At 70.8% G+C, this 15,358-nt stretch carries 15 protein-coding genes and 1 tRNA gene; 6 read left to right on the top strand and 10 right to left on the bottom strand.

What is annotated here, in order from left to right:
• Positions 1-73: 73 nt before the first annotated feature.
• The 7 genes from OG500_RS18745 to OG500_RS18775 form a co-directional block, all read right to left on the bottom strand.
• On the bottom strand, positions 74-1,162 hold the full coding sequence (locus OG500_RS18745) for a serine hydrolase domain-containing protein (protein WP_329581742.1): 1,089 nt from the start codon (positions 1,160-1,162) through the stop codon (positions 74-76).
• Positions 1,159-1,917, bottom strand: a complete 759-nt coding sequence (locus OG500_RS18750; protein WP_327067846.1) for a serine hydrolase — start codon at positions 1,915-1,917, stop codon at positions 1,159-1,161. The genes OG500_RS18745 and OG500_RS18750 overlap by 4 nt, the downstream gene beginning before the upstream one ends.
• Positions 1,918-2,026: 109 nt before the next feature.
• Positions 2,027-2,218 (bottom strand): acyl-CoA carboxylase epsilon subunit, encoded by a 192-nt coding sequence (locus tag OG500_RS18755; RefSeq protein ID WP_327067847.1) that lies wholly within the window; start codon positions 2,216-2,218, stop codon positions 2,027-2,029.
• Between the two features lie 11 nt (positions 2,219-2,229).
• Positions 2,230-3,774, bottom strand: a complete 1,545-nt coding sequence (locus OG500_RS18760; RefSeq protein WP_329581747.1) for an acyl-CoA carboxylase subunit beta — start codon at positions 3,772-3,774, stop codon at positions 2,230-2,232.
• Positions 3,775-3,945: 171 nt separating this feature from the next.
• Positions 3,946-4,713 (bottom strand): AfsR/SARP family transcriptional regulator, encoded by a 768-nt coding sequence (locus tag OG500_RS18765; protein ID WP_329581750.1) that lies wholly within the window; start codon positions 4,711-4,713, stop codon positions 3,946-3,948.
• A gap of 339 nt (positions 4,714-5,052) precedes the next feature.
• Complete coding sequence (locus tag OG500_RS18770) at positions 5,053-5,235, bottom strand: hypothetical protein (protein ID WP_327067850.1); 183 nt, start codon at positions 5,233-5,235, stop codon at positions 5,053-5,055.
• Positions 5,236-5,792: 557 nt separating this feature from the next.
• A complete protein-coding gene (locus tag OG500_RS18775) occupies positions 5,793-6,788 on the bottom strand; it encodes a helix-turn-helix transcriptional regulator (protein WP_327067851.1) in 996 nt (331 codons plus the stop codon).
• A gap of 143 nt (positions 6,789-6,931) precedes the next feature.
• Between OG500_RS18775 and OG500_RS18780 the strand changes: the two genes are divergently transcribed.
• Positions 6,932-7,279 carry a hypothetical protein gene (locus OG500_RS18780; RefSeq protein ID WP_327067852.1) on the top strand — a complete coding sequence of 116 codons (348 nt, stop codon included), beginning with the start codon at positions 6,932-6,934 and terminating at the stop codon, positions 7,277-7,279.
• 442 nt (positions 7,280-7,721) lie between these two features.
• On the opposite strand, the gene OG500_RS18785 is transcribed toward OG500_RS18780, so the two are convergent.
• Positions 7,722-7,818 (bottom strand) — tRNA-Gln (locus OG500_RS18785).
• Between the two features lie 174 nt (positions 7,819-7,992).
• Between OG500_RS18785 and OG500_RS18790 the strand changes: the two genes are divergently transcribed.
• The 5 genes from OG500_RS18790 to fabI all read left to right on the top strand — a co-directional run bounded on the left by OG500_RS18790 (position 7,993) and on the right by fabI (position 13,048).
• Positions 7,993-8,985, top strand: coding sequence for a DUF2156 domain-containing protein (locus tag OG500_RS18790; RefSeq protein ID WP_327067853.1), 993 nt, complete (start codon positions 7,993-7,995; stop codon positions 8,983-8,985).
• 88 nt (positions 8,986-9,073) lie between these two features.
• Positions 9,074-9,256: a hypothetical protein gene (locus OG500_RS18795; RefSeq protein WP_327067854.1), complete on the top strand. Its 183-nt coding sequence runs from the start codon at positions 9,074-9,076 to the stop codon at positions 9,254-9,256.
• Between the two features lie 287 nt (positions 9,257-9,543).
• Positions 9,544-10,647, top strand: a complete 1,104-nt coding sequence (locus tag OG500_RS18800; RefSeq protein WP_327067855.1) for a fatty acid desaturase family protein — start codon at positions 9,544-9,546, stop codon at positions 10,645-10,647.
• Between the two features lie 180 nt (positions 10,648-10,827).
• The gene (locus OG500_RS18805) at positions 10,828-12,213 is read left to right on the top strand and encodes an MFS transporter (RefSeq protein ID WP_329581757.1); all 1,386 of its coding nucleotides are present in this window, start codon (positions 10,828-10,830) and stop codon (positions 12,211-12,213) included.
• Positions 12,214-12,277: 64 nt separating this feature from the next.
• Positions 12,278-13,048, top strand: a complete 771-nt coding sequence (fabI, locus tag OG500_RS18810) for an enoyl-ACP reductase FabI (protein WP_329581760.1) — start codon at positions 12,278-12,280, stop codon at positions 13,046-13,048.
• A gap of 332 nt (positions 13,049-13,380) precedes the next feature.
• Here the strand turns inward: fabI and OG500_RS18815 are convergent, their stop codons facing one another.
• Complete coding sequence (locus OG500_RS18815; RefSeq protein WP_329581763.1) at positions 13,381-14,655, bottom strand: MFS transporter; 1,275 nt, start codon at positions 14,653-14,655, stop codon at positions 13,381-13,383.
• Positions 14,652-15,263 carry a helix-turn-helix domain-containing protein gene (locus OG500_RS18820; RefSeq protein WP_329581766.1) on the bottom strand — a complete coding sequence of 204 codons (612 nt, stop codon included), beginning with the start codon at positions 15,261-15,263 and terminating at the stop codon, positions 14,652-14,654. Before OG500_RS18820 ends, OG500_RS18815 begins: the two co-directional genes overlap by 4 nt.
• Positions 15,264-15,358 lie beyond the last annotated feature (95 nt).

Consider the following 15,358-nt stretch of genomic DNA (forward strand, 5'->3'; position numbering starts at 1 on the left):
CCGGGTCAGACGCAGCGGCCGCGTCGGCGCAGCACCGGGTCAGACGCAGTGGCCGGTCAGGCACAGCTCCCGGTCAGGCGCAGACCAGCGCGCGGAAGGTGTTGCGGATGTCGGTGAGCGGCTGGCGTTCGCGCGTCCAGAACACCTTGTTGGTCAGCAGCACCGCCCAGCGGCCCAGCCCCGGGACGAGCCACAGGGCGGTGCCGGTGAACCCGTAGTGCGTCCAGACCCCCTCGGCCGGGCCGGTACCGGGCGCCAGGTGCCAGAACAGCCCGCGCTGCGGCTCCAATCGGCCGGTCTGGACGCGCAACGACTCCGCCGTCCAGGCCGCGCCGACGCCGACCCGGTCGGCACCGGCCCGTCCGCCGGTGGTCCGCCCGGCACCGGGGGCGAGCAGGTGGCGCAGGTAGACGCCGAGGTCGTCGGCGGTCGAGAAGACCCCGGCGATGCCGCAGACCCCGCCGAGCAGCCGCGCCGAGGGGTCGTGCACGGTGCCCTGCCAGTGCTCCCCGCTCGCCTGGTCCAGCTCGGTGGGCGCGCAGCGGGCCGCCGCCGCGGCGGGCAGCGGGCCGAACCGGGTGGCGTGCATGCCGAGCGGGTCCCAGATCCGCTCGGTGACGTGCCGGTCCAGCCGCTCGCCGGTCAGGTGCTCCACCAGGTAGCCGAGGATCAGCGCGGCCCGGTCGGTGTACTCCACCGCCTCGCCGGGCGGCCGGTGCGGGGCCGCCCGCAGCACGCCGGTGCGGATCGCCGCCGGGTCGCGTCCGTACAGCGCCTCCAGCTGGGTCCGCAGCGGCACCCCGGCGGTGTGCGTGAGCAGTTGGCGGGCGGTGACCCGGCCGAGCGGGTGGCCGGCCGGCTCGGGCCAGTAGCTCCCGATCGGCTGGTCCAGCGGCAGCCGGCCGTCCTCCCACAGGGCGCCGAGGACGGACCAGACGGCGAGGACCTTGGTCAGGCTGGCCAGGTCGAAGAGGGTGTCCGCCCGCATCGGCCGCTCGGGCCGCCGGGGATCCGGCACGCCCACCGCGCCGCCCGTCAGGCGTCCGCCGGCGTCCCCCACCGCCCAGGCCGCGCCGGGGTACACGTGCTCGCGCACACCCTCGGCCAGCAGTCGGTGGATCCGTTCGGTGTCGGGCGCCCAGCAGCAGGTCGGCTCGGTCACGGCCGCCCGCCCGCCAACTCGTGGCGCCGCGCCCAGGCCCGGGCGGACAGGCGCGCCAGCAGGGCGGCGGCCGGGTCCCCCTCGGCGTCCCCCGAGGCCAGCGGGCCGGTGTAGCAGACCGCGAGCAGATAGGGCGCGGTGTCGGGCGGCCGCACCAGGCCCACGCTGTGCCGCACGCCGGTGAACCAGCCGTTCTTGAAGGCGATCCGGGTGCCGGGCGGCAGCCCGGCCGCCAGGTCCACCCGCCAGGTGTTGCGCTCCAGCAGCCCGAGCGGCTCCGGTTCCAGCGACCGCACCAGCCGGAGCAGGTCCAGCGCGGTGACCTCGTTGCGCACCCCGGCCGCACGGGCCCGGGCGTCCTCGATGCCGCGCGGGCTCGCGCTGTGCGTCGCACCGGCCGCCCGCCAGGCCCCGGCGACCGCCGCCCCGCCGACCTGGGCCAGGCAGAGGTTGGTGGCCAGGTTCGACGAGTGGGTGATCATCCGCTCGGCCAGCCAGCGCAGCGGGGCCCGGCCCTGCCCGATGCGCTGCCAGGGCTCCGGATCGCTGTCGTAGCCGGGGTCGTTGGCGAAACTGCCGCCGACCGCGGATTCGAACCGGTTCACCACCGGCACCTCGGCGTCCAGGTCGAGTCCGCTGCGGTGCAGCGCGGCCAGCACCGCGACCTTCATGGTGCTGGCCGCCTCGTGCGGCTCCTGGGCGTTGTGCAGCACCACCGGTCGGCCGTGCAGTGGCCCAGCGGCAACAGACAGCATCCACGCCTCCGTTCGGTTCGCCCGGGCAGGCGCCCGCCGGCACCCGCACCGTGACGCCCCTCACCGTGACGGAGCGCCCCGGTCCCCGTCAATGCCGACGCGCCCGGCGTCACCCGCCGCGCTCCGCGCGGCTGTGCCAGCTGTGCGGGGCCTCGAAGGTGTCCGGCTGCCAGGCGCTGCCGGCACCGGTGGCGCGCGGGGCCGCTCCGGCCGCGGCACGCGCCAGCAACACGGCGGTGAGCACGGCCAGTTCCTCCGCCGTCGCCCGGCCCCGCAGGACCTGGATCTCGATCGCCGTCATCGCCCGGCCCCCTACTGCGGCGGGTTGCCGTGCTTGCGGGACGGGCGGTCGGCGTGCTTGGAGCGCAGCATCTCCAGCGACTGGATCAGCACCTGACGGGTCTGGGCCGGGTCGATCACGTCGTCCACCAGGCCGCGCTCGGCGGCGTAGTAGGGGTGCATCAGCTCGGTGCGGTAGGCCTTGACCAGCTCGGCCCGCTTGGCCTCCGGGTCGTCGGCCTCGGCGATCTGCTGGCGGAAGATGACGTTGGCCGCGCCCTCCGCGCCCATCACGGCGATCTCGTTGATCGGCCAGGCGTAGGTAAGGTCCGCGCCGATGGACTGCGAGTCCATCACGATGTACGCCCCGCCGTAGGCCTTGCGCAGGATCAGCGAGATCCGCGGCACGGTGGCGTCGCAGTACGCGTAGAGCAGCTTGGCGCCGTGCCGGATGATGCCGCCGTGCTCCTGGTCGACCCCGGGCAGGAAGCCGGGCACGTCCAGCAGCGTGACGATCGGGATGCTGAACGCGTCGCAGAGCTGGACGAAGCGGGCGGCCTTCTCGGAGGCGGTGATGTCCAGGACGCCGGCCAGCGACTGCGGCTGGTTGGCGACGATGCCGACGACCCGGCCGCCGAGGCGGGCCAGCACGCAGATGACGTTGGTGGCCCAGCGCTCGTGCACCTCCAGGTACTCGCCGTGGTCGACGATCTCCTCGATCACCTTGCGCATGTCGTAGGGGCGGCTGCCGTCGACCGGGACCAGGTCCAGCAGCGCCTCGCAGCGCCGGTCGGCCGGATCGTCGCAGCTCTCCGCGGGCGGGGTCTCCCGGTTGTTCTGCGGCAGCAGCGACAGCAGGTAGCGCACCTCGGCGATGCAGGACTCCTCGTCGTCGTAGGCGAAGTGGGCCACCCCGGAGCGCTCGGCGTGGACGTCGGCACCGCCCAGCCCGTTCTGGCTGATCTCCTCGCCGGTCACCGCGCGGACCACGTCGGGCCCGGTGATGAACATCTGCGAGGTGTCGCGGACCATGAAGACGAAGTCGGTCAGCGCCGGGCTGTAGGCCGCACCGCCCGCGCACGGCCCGAGCATCACGGAGATCTGCGGGATCACCCCGGAGGCCCGGGTGTTGCGGCGGAAGATGCCGCCGTAGCCGGCCAGCGCGGTGACGCCCTCCTGGATCCGGGCTCCCGCACCGTCATTGAGGGAGACCAGGGGCGCGCCCGCGTTGAGCGCCATGTCCATGATTTTGTGGATCTTCGCCGCGTGCGCCTCGCCCAGCGCGCCGCCGAAGATCCGGAAGTCGTGGGCGTAGACGAAGACCGTCCGCCCGCCGACGGTTCCCCAGCCGGTGATCACGCCGTCGGTGTAGGGCTTCTTCAGCTCCAGACCGAAGCCGGTCGCCCGGTGCCGGCGCAGCGGCTCCACTTCGCAGAACGAATCCTCGTCCAGCAGCAGGGCGATGCGCTCACGTGCCGTCAGTTTTCCTTTGGCCAGCTGCGCGGCGGTGGCCCGCGCGCTGGGTCCGGCCAGCACCTCTTGCCGTATATGTGCCAGCTCCTCGATCTGGGATATCATCTCTTCCCTTCCATTCGGCCGGGCACGGGACGCGGTACGGTCCAGGAACAGATGTGAACTCCCGTCCCGATCAACGGGATTCCACTTCCTGTCGAGTGATCGTGCCAGCCGGCGCTGACCGGGCACTGACACACGACCGCGGTGACCGGCGCGCCCCTGCGCCGAACGGATTCAGACCAGCTGGAGAGCCGGCGTGAGCGCCCTCTCGTCCAGGTGCGGCGCGTGCGAGAGGATCGCGTGCTCCAGGCGCTTCAGCGCGGGAGAGGGTTCGATTCCCAGTTCCTCGGAGAGGTTCTGCCACATCAGGCGGTAGAAGCCCAGCGCGTCCGCCTGCCGCCCGGAGCGGTAGAGCGCGATCATCAGCTGCTCGCAGAAGCGCTCGCGCAACGGGTGGTTGCGGTGGGCGTCCTGGAGCTCGGGGAGGATCGCGGCGTGCCGGCCCAGCCGCAGCTCCGCGTCGAAGCAGAGCTCCATCGCCCGCATCCGGTGCTCCTCGTACCGGGCCCGGGCCAGCTGGCAGGCCGGGCCGCCGGTGAAGCCGCCGAACACCGGTCCCCGCCACATGGCCAGCGCGTCGCGCAGCAGCGCCGCGGTGGCCCCCGCATCCGTCTGGGCGAGGGCCTCGGCCTGGCGCACCGCCTTGATGAACTCGACGGCGTCCAGCACCGCGTCCCGCAGACAGAGCCGGTACCCGGACGGATGGATGGTCAGGCGGGCCCCCGGGCAGTCGGGCTCCAGGGCCTTCAACTTCCGTCGCAGTCGGCTGACATGCGCCTGCAGTGCGTTCGACTCGTTGTCCGGGAGGGCGTCACCCCACATCTCGTCGATCAGGCTCTCGCCGGAGATGGACTGGCCCTCGTTGACGAGCAGGGTCAGGACGAGCGTGCGCTGGAGGGCACCGGAGATCTCGGCGGCCCCCAGGGGGGTTCTGATCTCCAAGGCTCCGAGGATGGAAAAACTCAGCATGCTGCCCCCTTGGCTCTTCATCAAACAGACGATGTCTGGCCTGGTTCGCGTCACGCCACCCTGTGGCCGGTACGGCCCCGCTCCGGTCCGCGGGGGTCGCCGGCCATGGCGCTCGGCGCCGGGAGGCCGAGCGGAGGCCTCACACCCCCACTCGCATCATGGCGGATACATTCTCCCGGGAAGGTATTACGGAAAGTCAGATCGGTGCAATACGAAGCGAGTTGACTCCAGCAGCGTTCGAGCGGGTGGTGCCCGGCGCAGGGCGGGAGCCCTCGGCACCGTCGCCCGGCCCGCGGGCCGGCGTACGGGACGTCACGGACCCCAGGTCAGGTCGTCGGGGGACGCGGAGGTGGACGGGGCGGGGGCAGTGGCCTGCCCGCCGGCAACCGTCCCGGCGGAAGCGGACGCCCCGCCGATCACCATCGGAGCGCAGACCAGAATGAGAGCGGCGAGAATTCCGGTCGCGTATATCTTGGCGTTTCGGAACGTGCTCATAGTGGGCCTCCTTTGTGGGATTGAATGACGGCAGCGACTGCGTGGAGGAGTCATTGGCGGGACGAATATTCACCGCCCGATTTGACTGGTCCCCCTTGCCGATGGCTCTACTGTGGCGGACCCCGGGAAGCGATGGAAGAGATCTCCAATGGACGGAACCTGCAGTGGCATAAGCCGTCCAGCACGGCCATCCCCGGGCCGACCGCCGCGTGCATGAATCCGCTGGTCACCGGCCACGCCATGGCACCGTCAAGCTATGTCCCGAACCGTCCTCGGCGCCACCCCCGGCCCGTTCCGGCCCAGCGGATCCGTGCCCCTCGGCAAATACCGGACAGCCGTTCATACGGCGCGAACAGAAAGGCGGATCGCACTCTTCTCCCGAGCCGGAACACGACAGCCCGCCGGCGGTCGAAGAGACGTGGGCGGGCACGCCCGTCCGGCCGCCGGCGGGCTGCGCGGGCGGTCACCGGCGGGCTGTGCGGGCGGTCACCGGCACGCCGCGGACGCCCGGGAGGCGGGGGCGGACACGGGTGCCGGGTGACGCGGGATCCGGGGTACTACCGGGTGCTGGGCAGCCAGCCGTCCTGAACGGCGTGGACGCCGGCCTCGAAGCGGCTGCGGGCCTCCAGCCGGGTCATCAGGTCCGCCGCGATCCGACGGGCGGTGCGCGGGGAGATGCCCAGCCGCTTGGCGATCGCCTCGTCGGTGAGCCCCTGGGTGAGCAGCCGGAGCACCACGGCCTCCTGGCGCGGCAGCCCCTCGATGTCGCGCGAGGGCGCGACCCCGAGGGGGGTCGCGGCGTCCCAGATGTTCTCGAAGAGCGCGCACAGGGCCGCGACGGTGCCCTGGCCGCGCAGCAGCACCGCTCCGATGCGCGCGTCGTTGGTGTCGATGGGCAGCAGGGCGTGCCTGCGATCCATGATGATCATGCGCACCGGCAGCGCGGGAGCCACCCGCACCTGGCCGCCCCGGTGGTTGAGCCAGGCCACGTGATCGAGCGTCGGCTTGTCGTTGCGAATGCTCTCCAGATAGATCGTCCGCATGCGAACGCCACGTTCGAGCAGGGCCGCATTGGGACCGCGGCTGGCCTCGAGGTCCGCCACCGGATGAGCGCCGCCGGGCGCGAGGGTCATCACCTCCTGCTCGATGGTCCGGCCGATCTGGCCAAGACGCTCCCGGATGGCGTTGGGACCGACCAGGTGCTCGGAGTCGGTGTCTCCCGAGGGGGTCGGCAGTGCGGAACACTCGGCGATGAGCTGGGCCGCGGCGGCCCGGGACGCCTCGACGCGCATCTGCTGGGCCGCCAGATCCACGTGTTGCCGGGCCAGCAGGAGTTCCATGGCCATCTCCGGCCGAATCGCGCGGAAACCGATGTGCTCATCTGGCGACGGCTGGATCAGGGCCAGCACGCTGAGTTGGTCGAGGCTGCTGCGAATCTCACTTTCCGTGAGCTGCAACCGTGCCGCCAGAGCGGCCACACCCTCGCTTGGATGGGCCAGCATCGCGCGATACACCAGCTCAGCATGCCGATCGATGCCCAACGACTCGAGCACTTCGCCTCCCCCTACCCTTCGCGTAACGAAACACTAGCTTTTTTTTAGCATGCACCTGCCCGAGTTGGACGCTTTCTGCAATGACCTAAACCGTCCACCATGACTGCTTGTGGAGTGGATTGTCATGGATCCACGATCGGGACATGTACCTTGTTCACGTCCAGCTCCGACCTCCCGCAGGGCGGCGGCTGCCTGATCACGTCGCGGGGCTCGTGGCCGGCTGTATAGCCCCCGACGAGGCGGTGGAGCACGTCACCTTCCATCCGGAGGCGGTCGGCGGCCCGGTGGTGGGGCTATTCCTCTTATCGGCTCGTCTCGACGAAGCCGAGCAGACGGCATCGGCCGTCTGCGAGCGCGCCATCGCGACCTGTCCCGAACTGCGGGGATGCCTCATCCTGCGCAGCGAGGTTCCACTGCTCGAAGATCCCGTGACAGGAGGACGTCTGCCCATAACCGATCCGGATTGCCAAGATCCCTCCCCACCGTTCTAAGGGTCCGATCCGGATGGCCGACCTGCGTATTTGTCAGGTGCATGATCCGAATCGGGCTGGTCGCCCGCCCTGCGTCCGCACCACGGCGCGGGGCTTTACTGTTGCCCGCTAATGCTCCCGCACCACCCCGCCACTTGACACCACGGCGTCCTTATGCGGCCACCGTGGGCATGCCTATCCCATGACAACGATCATTATCGTAGTGAATCACGATGGCGCCGTCACTCCGCTGTCACGCCCACCGGGCAGCGTGTGCAGGCCTGCTGAGTACGAGTCAGATGAGGCGCCTGTGCCGCGCGTTGCGTGAGGCCTGCGACCGCTCCGCACCAGGGCCGAAAACGCAGAACCGCCCGAAGGGCGGTAGACCCTCGGGCGGTTGGCGCACCGTCACCTCCGCGGACGCGCCGCGGACGCGAGGCGGTCCCGGCACCGACGGACGGCGTGGCGGAGAAGGCAGGATTCGAACCTGCGCGGGCAACCTGACGTCACCCGACCGGGCCAGGGCCCGGCCCCCGATCAACCACTCCGGGCACCTCTCCGTGTTCCCGGCCCGGTTTCCCGCGCCGTTCACGAGAACAACTCTGGCAGCCTCTTCTGACGCCCAACTGACGTTCCTCTGACGCGAATTCGAGAGTGAATTCAACCCTTCCCTGAAATGGCCGCCTGTGCTCTACTCTCACCGACATCCACCCTTCGCGAGAGGATGCGATTCCATGTCCCTGACGGCTACCGCCGATCCGATTCTCGCAGCAGTGCGGCAGCACACCCAGGCCGAGAATCCCAGCTCATTCCTGGCGCTCAACAGCGGAAACAGCGCGTTCACGGTGCCCGGCCGTGACGGCGTCATCGTCTACCGGCGCACCGGCCGGCACGTGGTGCAGTTCGGCGGACCGTTCGCCGCGCCGGACGACTACGAGGCCCTCGCCGAGCACTTCATCGACCATGTGCGTGAGCAGGAACTGCGCCTGGTCGGCGTGCAGTTGCAGCGGCACGACGCCGAGCGCTACGCGCGCCGCGGCTTCACCGTGAACCAGGTCGGCGCCTCCTGGGCGGTCCGGATCCCCGACCACACGCTGCGCGGCTCGCGCTTCATGCAACTGCGCAACAAGATCTCGCGCGCCCTGCGCAACGGGCTCCAGATCAGCGAGGTGCCGGCCGAGGAGTGGGCCGACGGCATCCGCACGATCGACGGCGCCTGGCTGGCCTCCAAGGGCGGGGCGAGCCAACTGGAGTTCCTGGTGGGCCAGATCGGCGGCGAGGCGCAGGCGCAGCGCCGGCTCTTCGTCGGCACCATCGACGGCGCCCCGGTCGCCTACATCTCCTACTCCCCGGTCTACGGCGACCGGGCCGGCTGGATGCACGACCTCAGTCGGCGACTGCCGGAGGGCTCGCCGGGCCTGATGGAGGCCATCAACGCGCACGCCACCGAGGTCTTCCGCAGCGAGGGCGTGGAGTGGCTGCACTTCGGCTTCACCCCGTTCACCGGCCTGGACGCCGGCTACGAGATCGAGGGGTACAGCCCCGCGTTCCAGTGGCTGATGCACGCCCTGTGGGCCGAGGGCGCGGCCCTGTACCCGGCTCAGACCCAGCTGAACTACAAGCAGAAGTGGGCCCCGGACCTGACCATCCCCGAGTACGTCGCCTTCGACGGGCAGGCGTCCCTGGCCTCCTTCGCGCACATCTTCCGGGCCTGCGGGGCGTTCTAGGCCGTGTCTCACAATTCCCGTCAGGCGCGCGAATTGTGAGACACGGCCTAGTCCACCCGGTCCGCCAACTTACGCAGAGGAGCCCGACATGTCCGAGGACCAGACCCCGGCCGCCGCGGCGGCCGACCCGATCGAGACCCTCCAACACGCCATGGTCGAGGGGCTCATGGGCGTCATCGGTGCACCCGACGACGCCGACGTCGCCGCCGCCGGCGACGAGATCGTCCGCAAGCTCGACACCGCACTGCGCGCCACCGCGGAAGCCGCCTGACGCTCCGTCAGTTCGCAGGCCGGCCGCGCTGATCAGTCGAGCGTCAGAGCCACATCAGGCCGACCGAGAACCCTGTTCGCTGAGTCCGCTCGACGTCCGGCCGGGGCGGCACCCCTGTGCGCCGCCCCGGCCGGCCCGATCTCCCGGGCGCTGCGGCGCAGCACGACCAGCCGCTGCGCGCCGCGGCACCGCCAGCCGGCTCCTCGCCGCGCCGCTCGTCCATCCGCGCTCCCGGGTGCGGCACCGCAGCCGCCTGCCGGCGGCTCCATCTCGCAAGGAGAGCATCCATGCAGCCTCAGCCTGTCCAGACCCGAACACGCGCGGCGGGGCCGGGGTCCCCGGCCGCAGCGCCGCCGCGCGCCGGCGCGTCCGCCACGTTCTCCGAGTTGCTCGCCCGCGTCAAGGCCGAAGGGCTGATGGACCTCGACCAGGGGTACTACGTGCGGCGGCTGATCCTCAACACCGGCCTGATCGTGGCCGGCCTGGCCGCGTTCTTCCTCATCGGCGACTCCTGGTGGCAGCTGGTCGTCGCCCTGTGGATGGGCCTGTGCGGCGGCCAGTCGGCCTTCATGTGGCACGAGGCCGGCCACAAGGCCATGTTCCACAACAAGAAGGTCTCCTCGGTCGTCGGCTACTTCCACGCCAACCTGGTCAACGGCGTCAGCTACGGCTGGTGGGTCAACCACCACAACCGCCACCACAGCAACCCCAACCACCTCGACATGGACCCGGACATCGGGCGCCGCACCGCGATCTTCGACATCAAGCAGTACCGGACCCGGACCGGTGTGCAGCGCTTCATCGTGCGCTACCAGAGCGTGCTGTTCTTCGTGCTGCTGGTGCTGGAGTCGTTCAAGATGAACCGCACCGCCTTCCAGTCCATCGCCCAGGGCAAGACCAAGCGGCCGGTGCTGGAGACCGTCCTGCTGGTGGCCCGCGCGGTCTGCTACCTGGCCTGCGTCTTCACCGTGCTGAGCCCGGTGCTCGCGGTCGCCTTCATCCTGGTGCAGTACGCCGTGCTGGGCGTCTACTTCGGCATGATCTTCGCGCCCAACCACAAGGGCATGGAGGTGCGCGACGGCGAGGCGGAGACCCTCGACTGGCTGGCCCGCCAGGTGCTGACCTCCCGCAACATCCGGCCCTCGTGGCTCATCGACTTCCTCTACGGCGGTCTCAACTACCAGATCGAGCACCACCTCTTCCCCGCCATGCCGCAGAACCACCTGGGACGGGCCCGGGTGCTCACCCGCGAGTACTGCGCGGAGCGCGGCATGCCGTACCACGAGGTCGGCTTCTGGGCCTCGTACCGCGAGGTGGCCTCGTTCCTGCACGAGGTCAGCGCCCCCGTGCGCAGCGGGGAGGCGGACGCGGCCCTGCGGCAGGCGGCCTGAGCCGCGCTCCCCCACCCCCACCCCTCCCTCCCGAGTGCCCCGACTCCCGAGTGCCCCACCACTCCCGAGTTCCCCCAACTCCCGCTGTACCGCGAGCCGTCGTTCGTCCCGGTCTCCGGGCCGAAGAGCCCGGGACCGTCCTGCGGTCCCGGGCGATCTGCTTCCCAGGAGTCGTTCACCATGTCCCAGACCCTCACCGGCCCCCGCCTCTCCCCCGGCCCCTCCCCGGCCTCGATCGGTGCCCGGCTGGACCGGATGCCGATCGGCCCGGTCCACCGCCGGCTCACCGCCGCGATCGGCGCCGGGCTGCTCTTCGACACCTTCGAGAACAACCTCTCCGGCACCATCGGCAAGGTGCTCCAGCACAAGTTCGCGATGGACGCCACCACCCTGAAGTTCGTGCTGGCCTCGGCGTTCATCGGCCAGTTCCTCGGCTCGCTGGTGGTCGGCCGACTCGCCGACCGGTTCGGCAGACGCCGGGCCTTCCTGTTCAACCTCGCGCTCTACTCCGGCTTCTCGCTGCTGGGCGCCTTCTCGCCGAACGCCACCTGGCTGATCGCCACCCGGTTCGTGGCCGGCATCGGCATCGGATCCGAACAGGCGCTGGCCGACTGCTACTTGGCCGACGTCCTACCGGCCTCCCGGCGCGGGCGGTTCATCGCCTGGGCCTACACCCTGGCCTACTGCGGGGTGCCCGCGGTGGGCTTCGCGGCGCTGTGGCTGGTGCCGCTGTCGCCACTGGGCCTGGCCGGCTGGCGCTGGCTCTTCGTGATCAGCTCGCTCGGCTCCGCCGTGGTCTGGGTGCTGCGCCGCAACCTGATCGAGTCGCCCCGCTGGCTGGCCGCGCGCGGCCGGGTCGCCGAGGCCGAGGCGCTGGTCGCCGTGATGGAGGCCGGGCAGGCTGGTGGGCGGCCCACCGCGGCCGTCGCCGAGGCGCCGGCGGCGGTGGCTCCCGCGCAACGGGTCCGCGGCGCCTTCGATCCGGGGCTGCGGCGCCGCACCGTGATGCTGTGGATCCTGTGCACCCTCTCGGTGGTCGGCTACTACGGCTTCGGCACCCTGGTGCCCGAGATCCTCGCGGCCAAGGGCTACGGCATCGTGGCGGGCCTCGGCTTCACCGCCCTGTGCTTCCTCGGCTACCCGGTGGGCTCCGCGCTCGCGGTGCCGATCGTCGAGCGGATGGAACGGCGCACCCTGCTGGTGCTGGCGGCCACCGCGATGGCGGTGGCGGGGCTCGGCTTCGGGGTGGCCGGCTCGCCGGTGCTCATCGTCCTGCTGGGCTTCGGCTACACGCTGTGCAGCAACGTCTTCTCCAGCGTCTCGCACGTCTACCTCTCCGAGCAGTACCCGACCGAGATCCGCGGCGGCGCCTCCGGGGCCGCGTACTCGCTCTCCAAGCTCGCCGCGGGCTCGCTGCCGTTCGTCCTGCTGCCGGTCCTGCAGCACGACGGCGCCGACGCCCTCTTCGCCGTCATCGCGGCCACCACGGTGGTCATGGTCGTCGCCGTGCTGAGCCTGGGCGGGCGCACCACCGGCGTCTCGGTCGACCGGCCGCTGTCCGAGTGACTCCCCACCCACGAAAGGGACTTCCCATGATGACGAACACCACAGCCTCCGGCCCGGTGACCCGATGAGCGGCCTGCTCGCGGGCAAGCGCCTGCTGATCACCGGCGTGGTCACCGAGTCCTCCATCGCCTTCCAGGCCGCCCGGATCGCCCAGGACGAGGGCGCGGAGGTGCTGCTCACCGGCTTCGGCCGGCTCAGCCTGATCGAACGGATGGCCCAGCGCCTGCCCAAACCCGCGCCCGTGCTGGAGCTCGACGTCACCGACCAGGCGCACCTGGACTCCCTCGCCGACCGGGTACGCGAGCTGACCGGCGACGACGGACACCTCGACGGCGTGCTGCACTCGATCGCCTTCGGCCCGGCCGGCGCCTTCGACTTCCTCACCGGCACCTGGGCCGACGTCGGCACCGCCGTGCACGTGTCCGCCTACTCGCTCAAGTCACTGGCGATCGCCTGCCTGCCGCTGATGGAACGCGGCGGCGCCCTGGTCGGCCTCACCTTCGACGCCCAGGTCGCCTGGCCGCGCTACGACTGGATGGGCGTGGCCAAGGCGGCCCTGGAGTCCACCAACCGCTACCTGGCCCGCGACCTGGGCGGCCGCGGCATCCGCTGCAACCTGGTGGCGGCCGGCCCGATCCGCTCGATGGCCGCCAAGTCCATCCCCGGCTTCGCCGACCTGGCCGACGGCTGGGACGCCCGCGCCCCGCTCGGCTGGGACCAGACGGACCCCGCCCCGACCGCCCGCACCACGGTGGCGCTGATGTCGGACTTCTTCGCCGCCACGACGGGCGAGATCGTCCACGTCGACGGCGGCGTCCACGCGATGGGGGTGTAGGAGCCGCGCAGTTGCGGGGCCTCACGTAGCCGCCCACCCGGGGCCGGGTGGGCGGCGCCTTTCTCAGGGTGCCCTCGGTCCTTGCTCAAGAGTTGCTGCCCGCTCGTCCAGCGCTCCAACATCCGGCGCGTCGCGGAAGCGGTACAGGCGCGCCCGCATGTCCTGCACGGCCTCGGCGTCGCCGACCTGGACGCGCTGGTGCACCGGAGTCCCGGCCCGCCAGGCGTCGGCCCTATCGGGGCGGCTCGCTCACGTGGCTCACCCAGCAGATTGTGCTGACGGGAGTTCGCGCATCCCGGCACACCGCCGGGGTTGGGTGACGAGTCGCTGCCTCACTTGGCGGTGGCCAGGTCTTGCTCGGACGCCTCGGGGGCCTCGTCAGGCTGCCTGGGGTCGGGCAGCCGGGCTGCGCGCAGTGCGGGGTTGGCGAGAGCCAGGGCCACGACGATTGCTTCCAGGATTCCGCTGATGAGGAAGGCTGTACTGATGCTCGTGGCGCGGGCTATGGAGGCGAAGAGCAGGAAGGAGACAGGGGTGAGTCCCACGGTGGTGAAGCTGACGAGGCTCATGACGCGGCCGATGTAGCTCTTGTCGGCGGTTGCCTGGACCAGGCCGATGAGCAGGGAACTGGCCGGGCCCAGGGTAAAGCCGACAGCTGCGGCGACCAGGGCAGTGGCGACTGGCTGGTTGACGTATCCGAGGGCGACAAGCAGGGGCGTCTGGAAGGCGACCCAGCTCAGGCCTGCCACAGCGGCATGGCGTGTGGGGCGGCGTAGGACGACGGTCATGGCACCGATGACGGCACCGGCTCCGAAGCTTCCTTGGATGGCTCCGAAAGTGGTGGCCGGCCAGTGGTGGTTGTGGATCAACAGGGGCAGGCCGACGCTGAAGGACCCCATGATGGTGAAGTTGAGGCAGGCGATCGTGACGATGAGGATCGCCAGCACGGGGTGGCACAGGATGTAGCGGATGCCTGCTTTGGCTCCGGTGTTGGTGTGTTCGGTGGGTTCCGGGCGTTCGGGCAGGCGGACTCTGAGGAGGGCGACCAGGGCGAGCGCGAAGACAACGGCACAGGCGGTGGTGGCGCCGGCGGTTCCGCCGAGTGCGATGAGGAGACCTGCGGCAGGGCCTCCCGCCACGGTGCCAACGCGCTGCATGGTCTGGAGGAGACCGGTGACGCGAGGAAGCTGCTCGGGTGGAGCGATCAGGGCCGGGACGGCACCAAGGGCCGGAACGTTGATGGCGTCGATCGCGCCGAACACCAGGGCGACGGCGAGCAGCGGGACCCAGGCGTGAGGAGCCGCCGCTGCGGCCAGGGTGGCGCCGAGCATGATCGCGATGCGTGCTGCCTGGGTGGAGAGGGCGAGTTGGCGGATGCCCAGGCGGTCGACCAGGCTGCCGCCCAGGAGCATGAGCAGGGCGCGGGGGACGGTACCCGCACCCATAACGATGCCGGTGAGGACGGGTCTGCCGAGCTGTCCGGCGGACCAGCCCAGCGCGGTAAGCCAGAGCTGATCACCCGTCATGGACAGGGTGTACGCACTGATGAAGCTGCCTATGTTTCGGCCCGGACTGTCCCGGCCGCTGTCGGGCTGTGTGCTGGTCATGGCTGCTCCGGGAAGGCATAAGCGAAGACGAAGATGGGACGGCGGGCTTCTGGGCCGCTCATGACCTGGTCAGGGGTTGAGCCGGCGATCGCATTGCGGCCGTGTTCGCACCACTTGGAGATGACGTCCTGCATCTCCCGAGTCATCTGTTCGAGTTCGGATGCGGTGAGGGTGGCGACGGCGTCGGTGGTGTAGGCGGCCTGCTGCCAGGCTGCTTCCTCGGTGGGCCGGCTGTCCCACCAGGTGCGCAGCCGCTCGTGCTGGCGGTTGAGCATGAGGGTCTCGAGCCGGCGTTCTGCTTCACGGCCGGCCTCTGTGTCGGCGAGAGTTTCGGAGGACCAGCGGACGCCACCGGTGATGGCACGCCACCATCGCTCCCGGCCGTCCTGTTGGAGCTCGGGGGCTTCCTCGACGTAGCCGTAGCGGGCCAGCTCGTGCAGGTGGTAGCTGAGGTGCCCGGGTGTCGCGCTCACGATCTGCCCCAGGCGAGAGGCCGTGGAGGGGCCTCGGGTGAGTAGCAGTTCGTACATGCGCCAGCGCAGAGGGTGTGTCATGGCCCGCAGGGTCTGCAGGTCGCTGATGGGGGGAGTACGGCCGTCGCTCACCATGCGTCCGAGGGTAGAGCTGCCGACAAAGATTGCACAAGAATTCTTGTGCTTCTGGGTGAGTATGCCTTCACCTGGCTCCACCGGGCTTCACGGCC

Source organism: Kitasatospora sp. NBC_01250 (assembly GCF_036226465.1).
Classification (GTDB): Bacteria; Actinomycetota; Actinomycetes; order Streptomycetales; family Streptomycetaceae; genus Kitasatospora.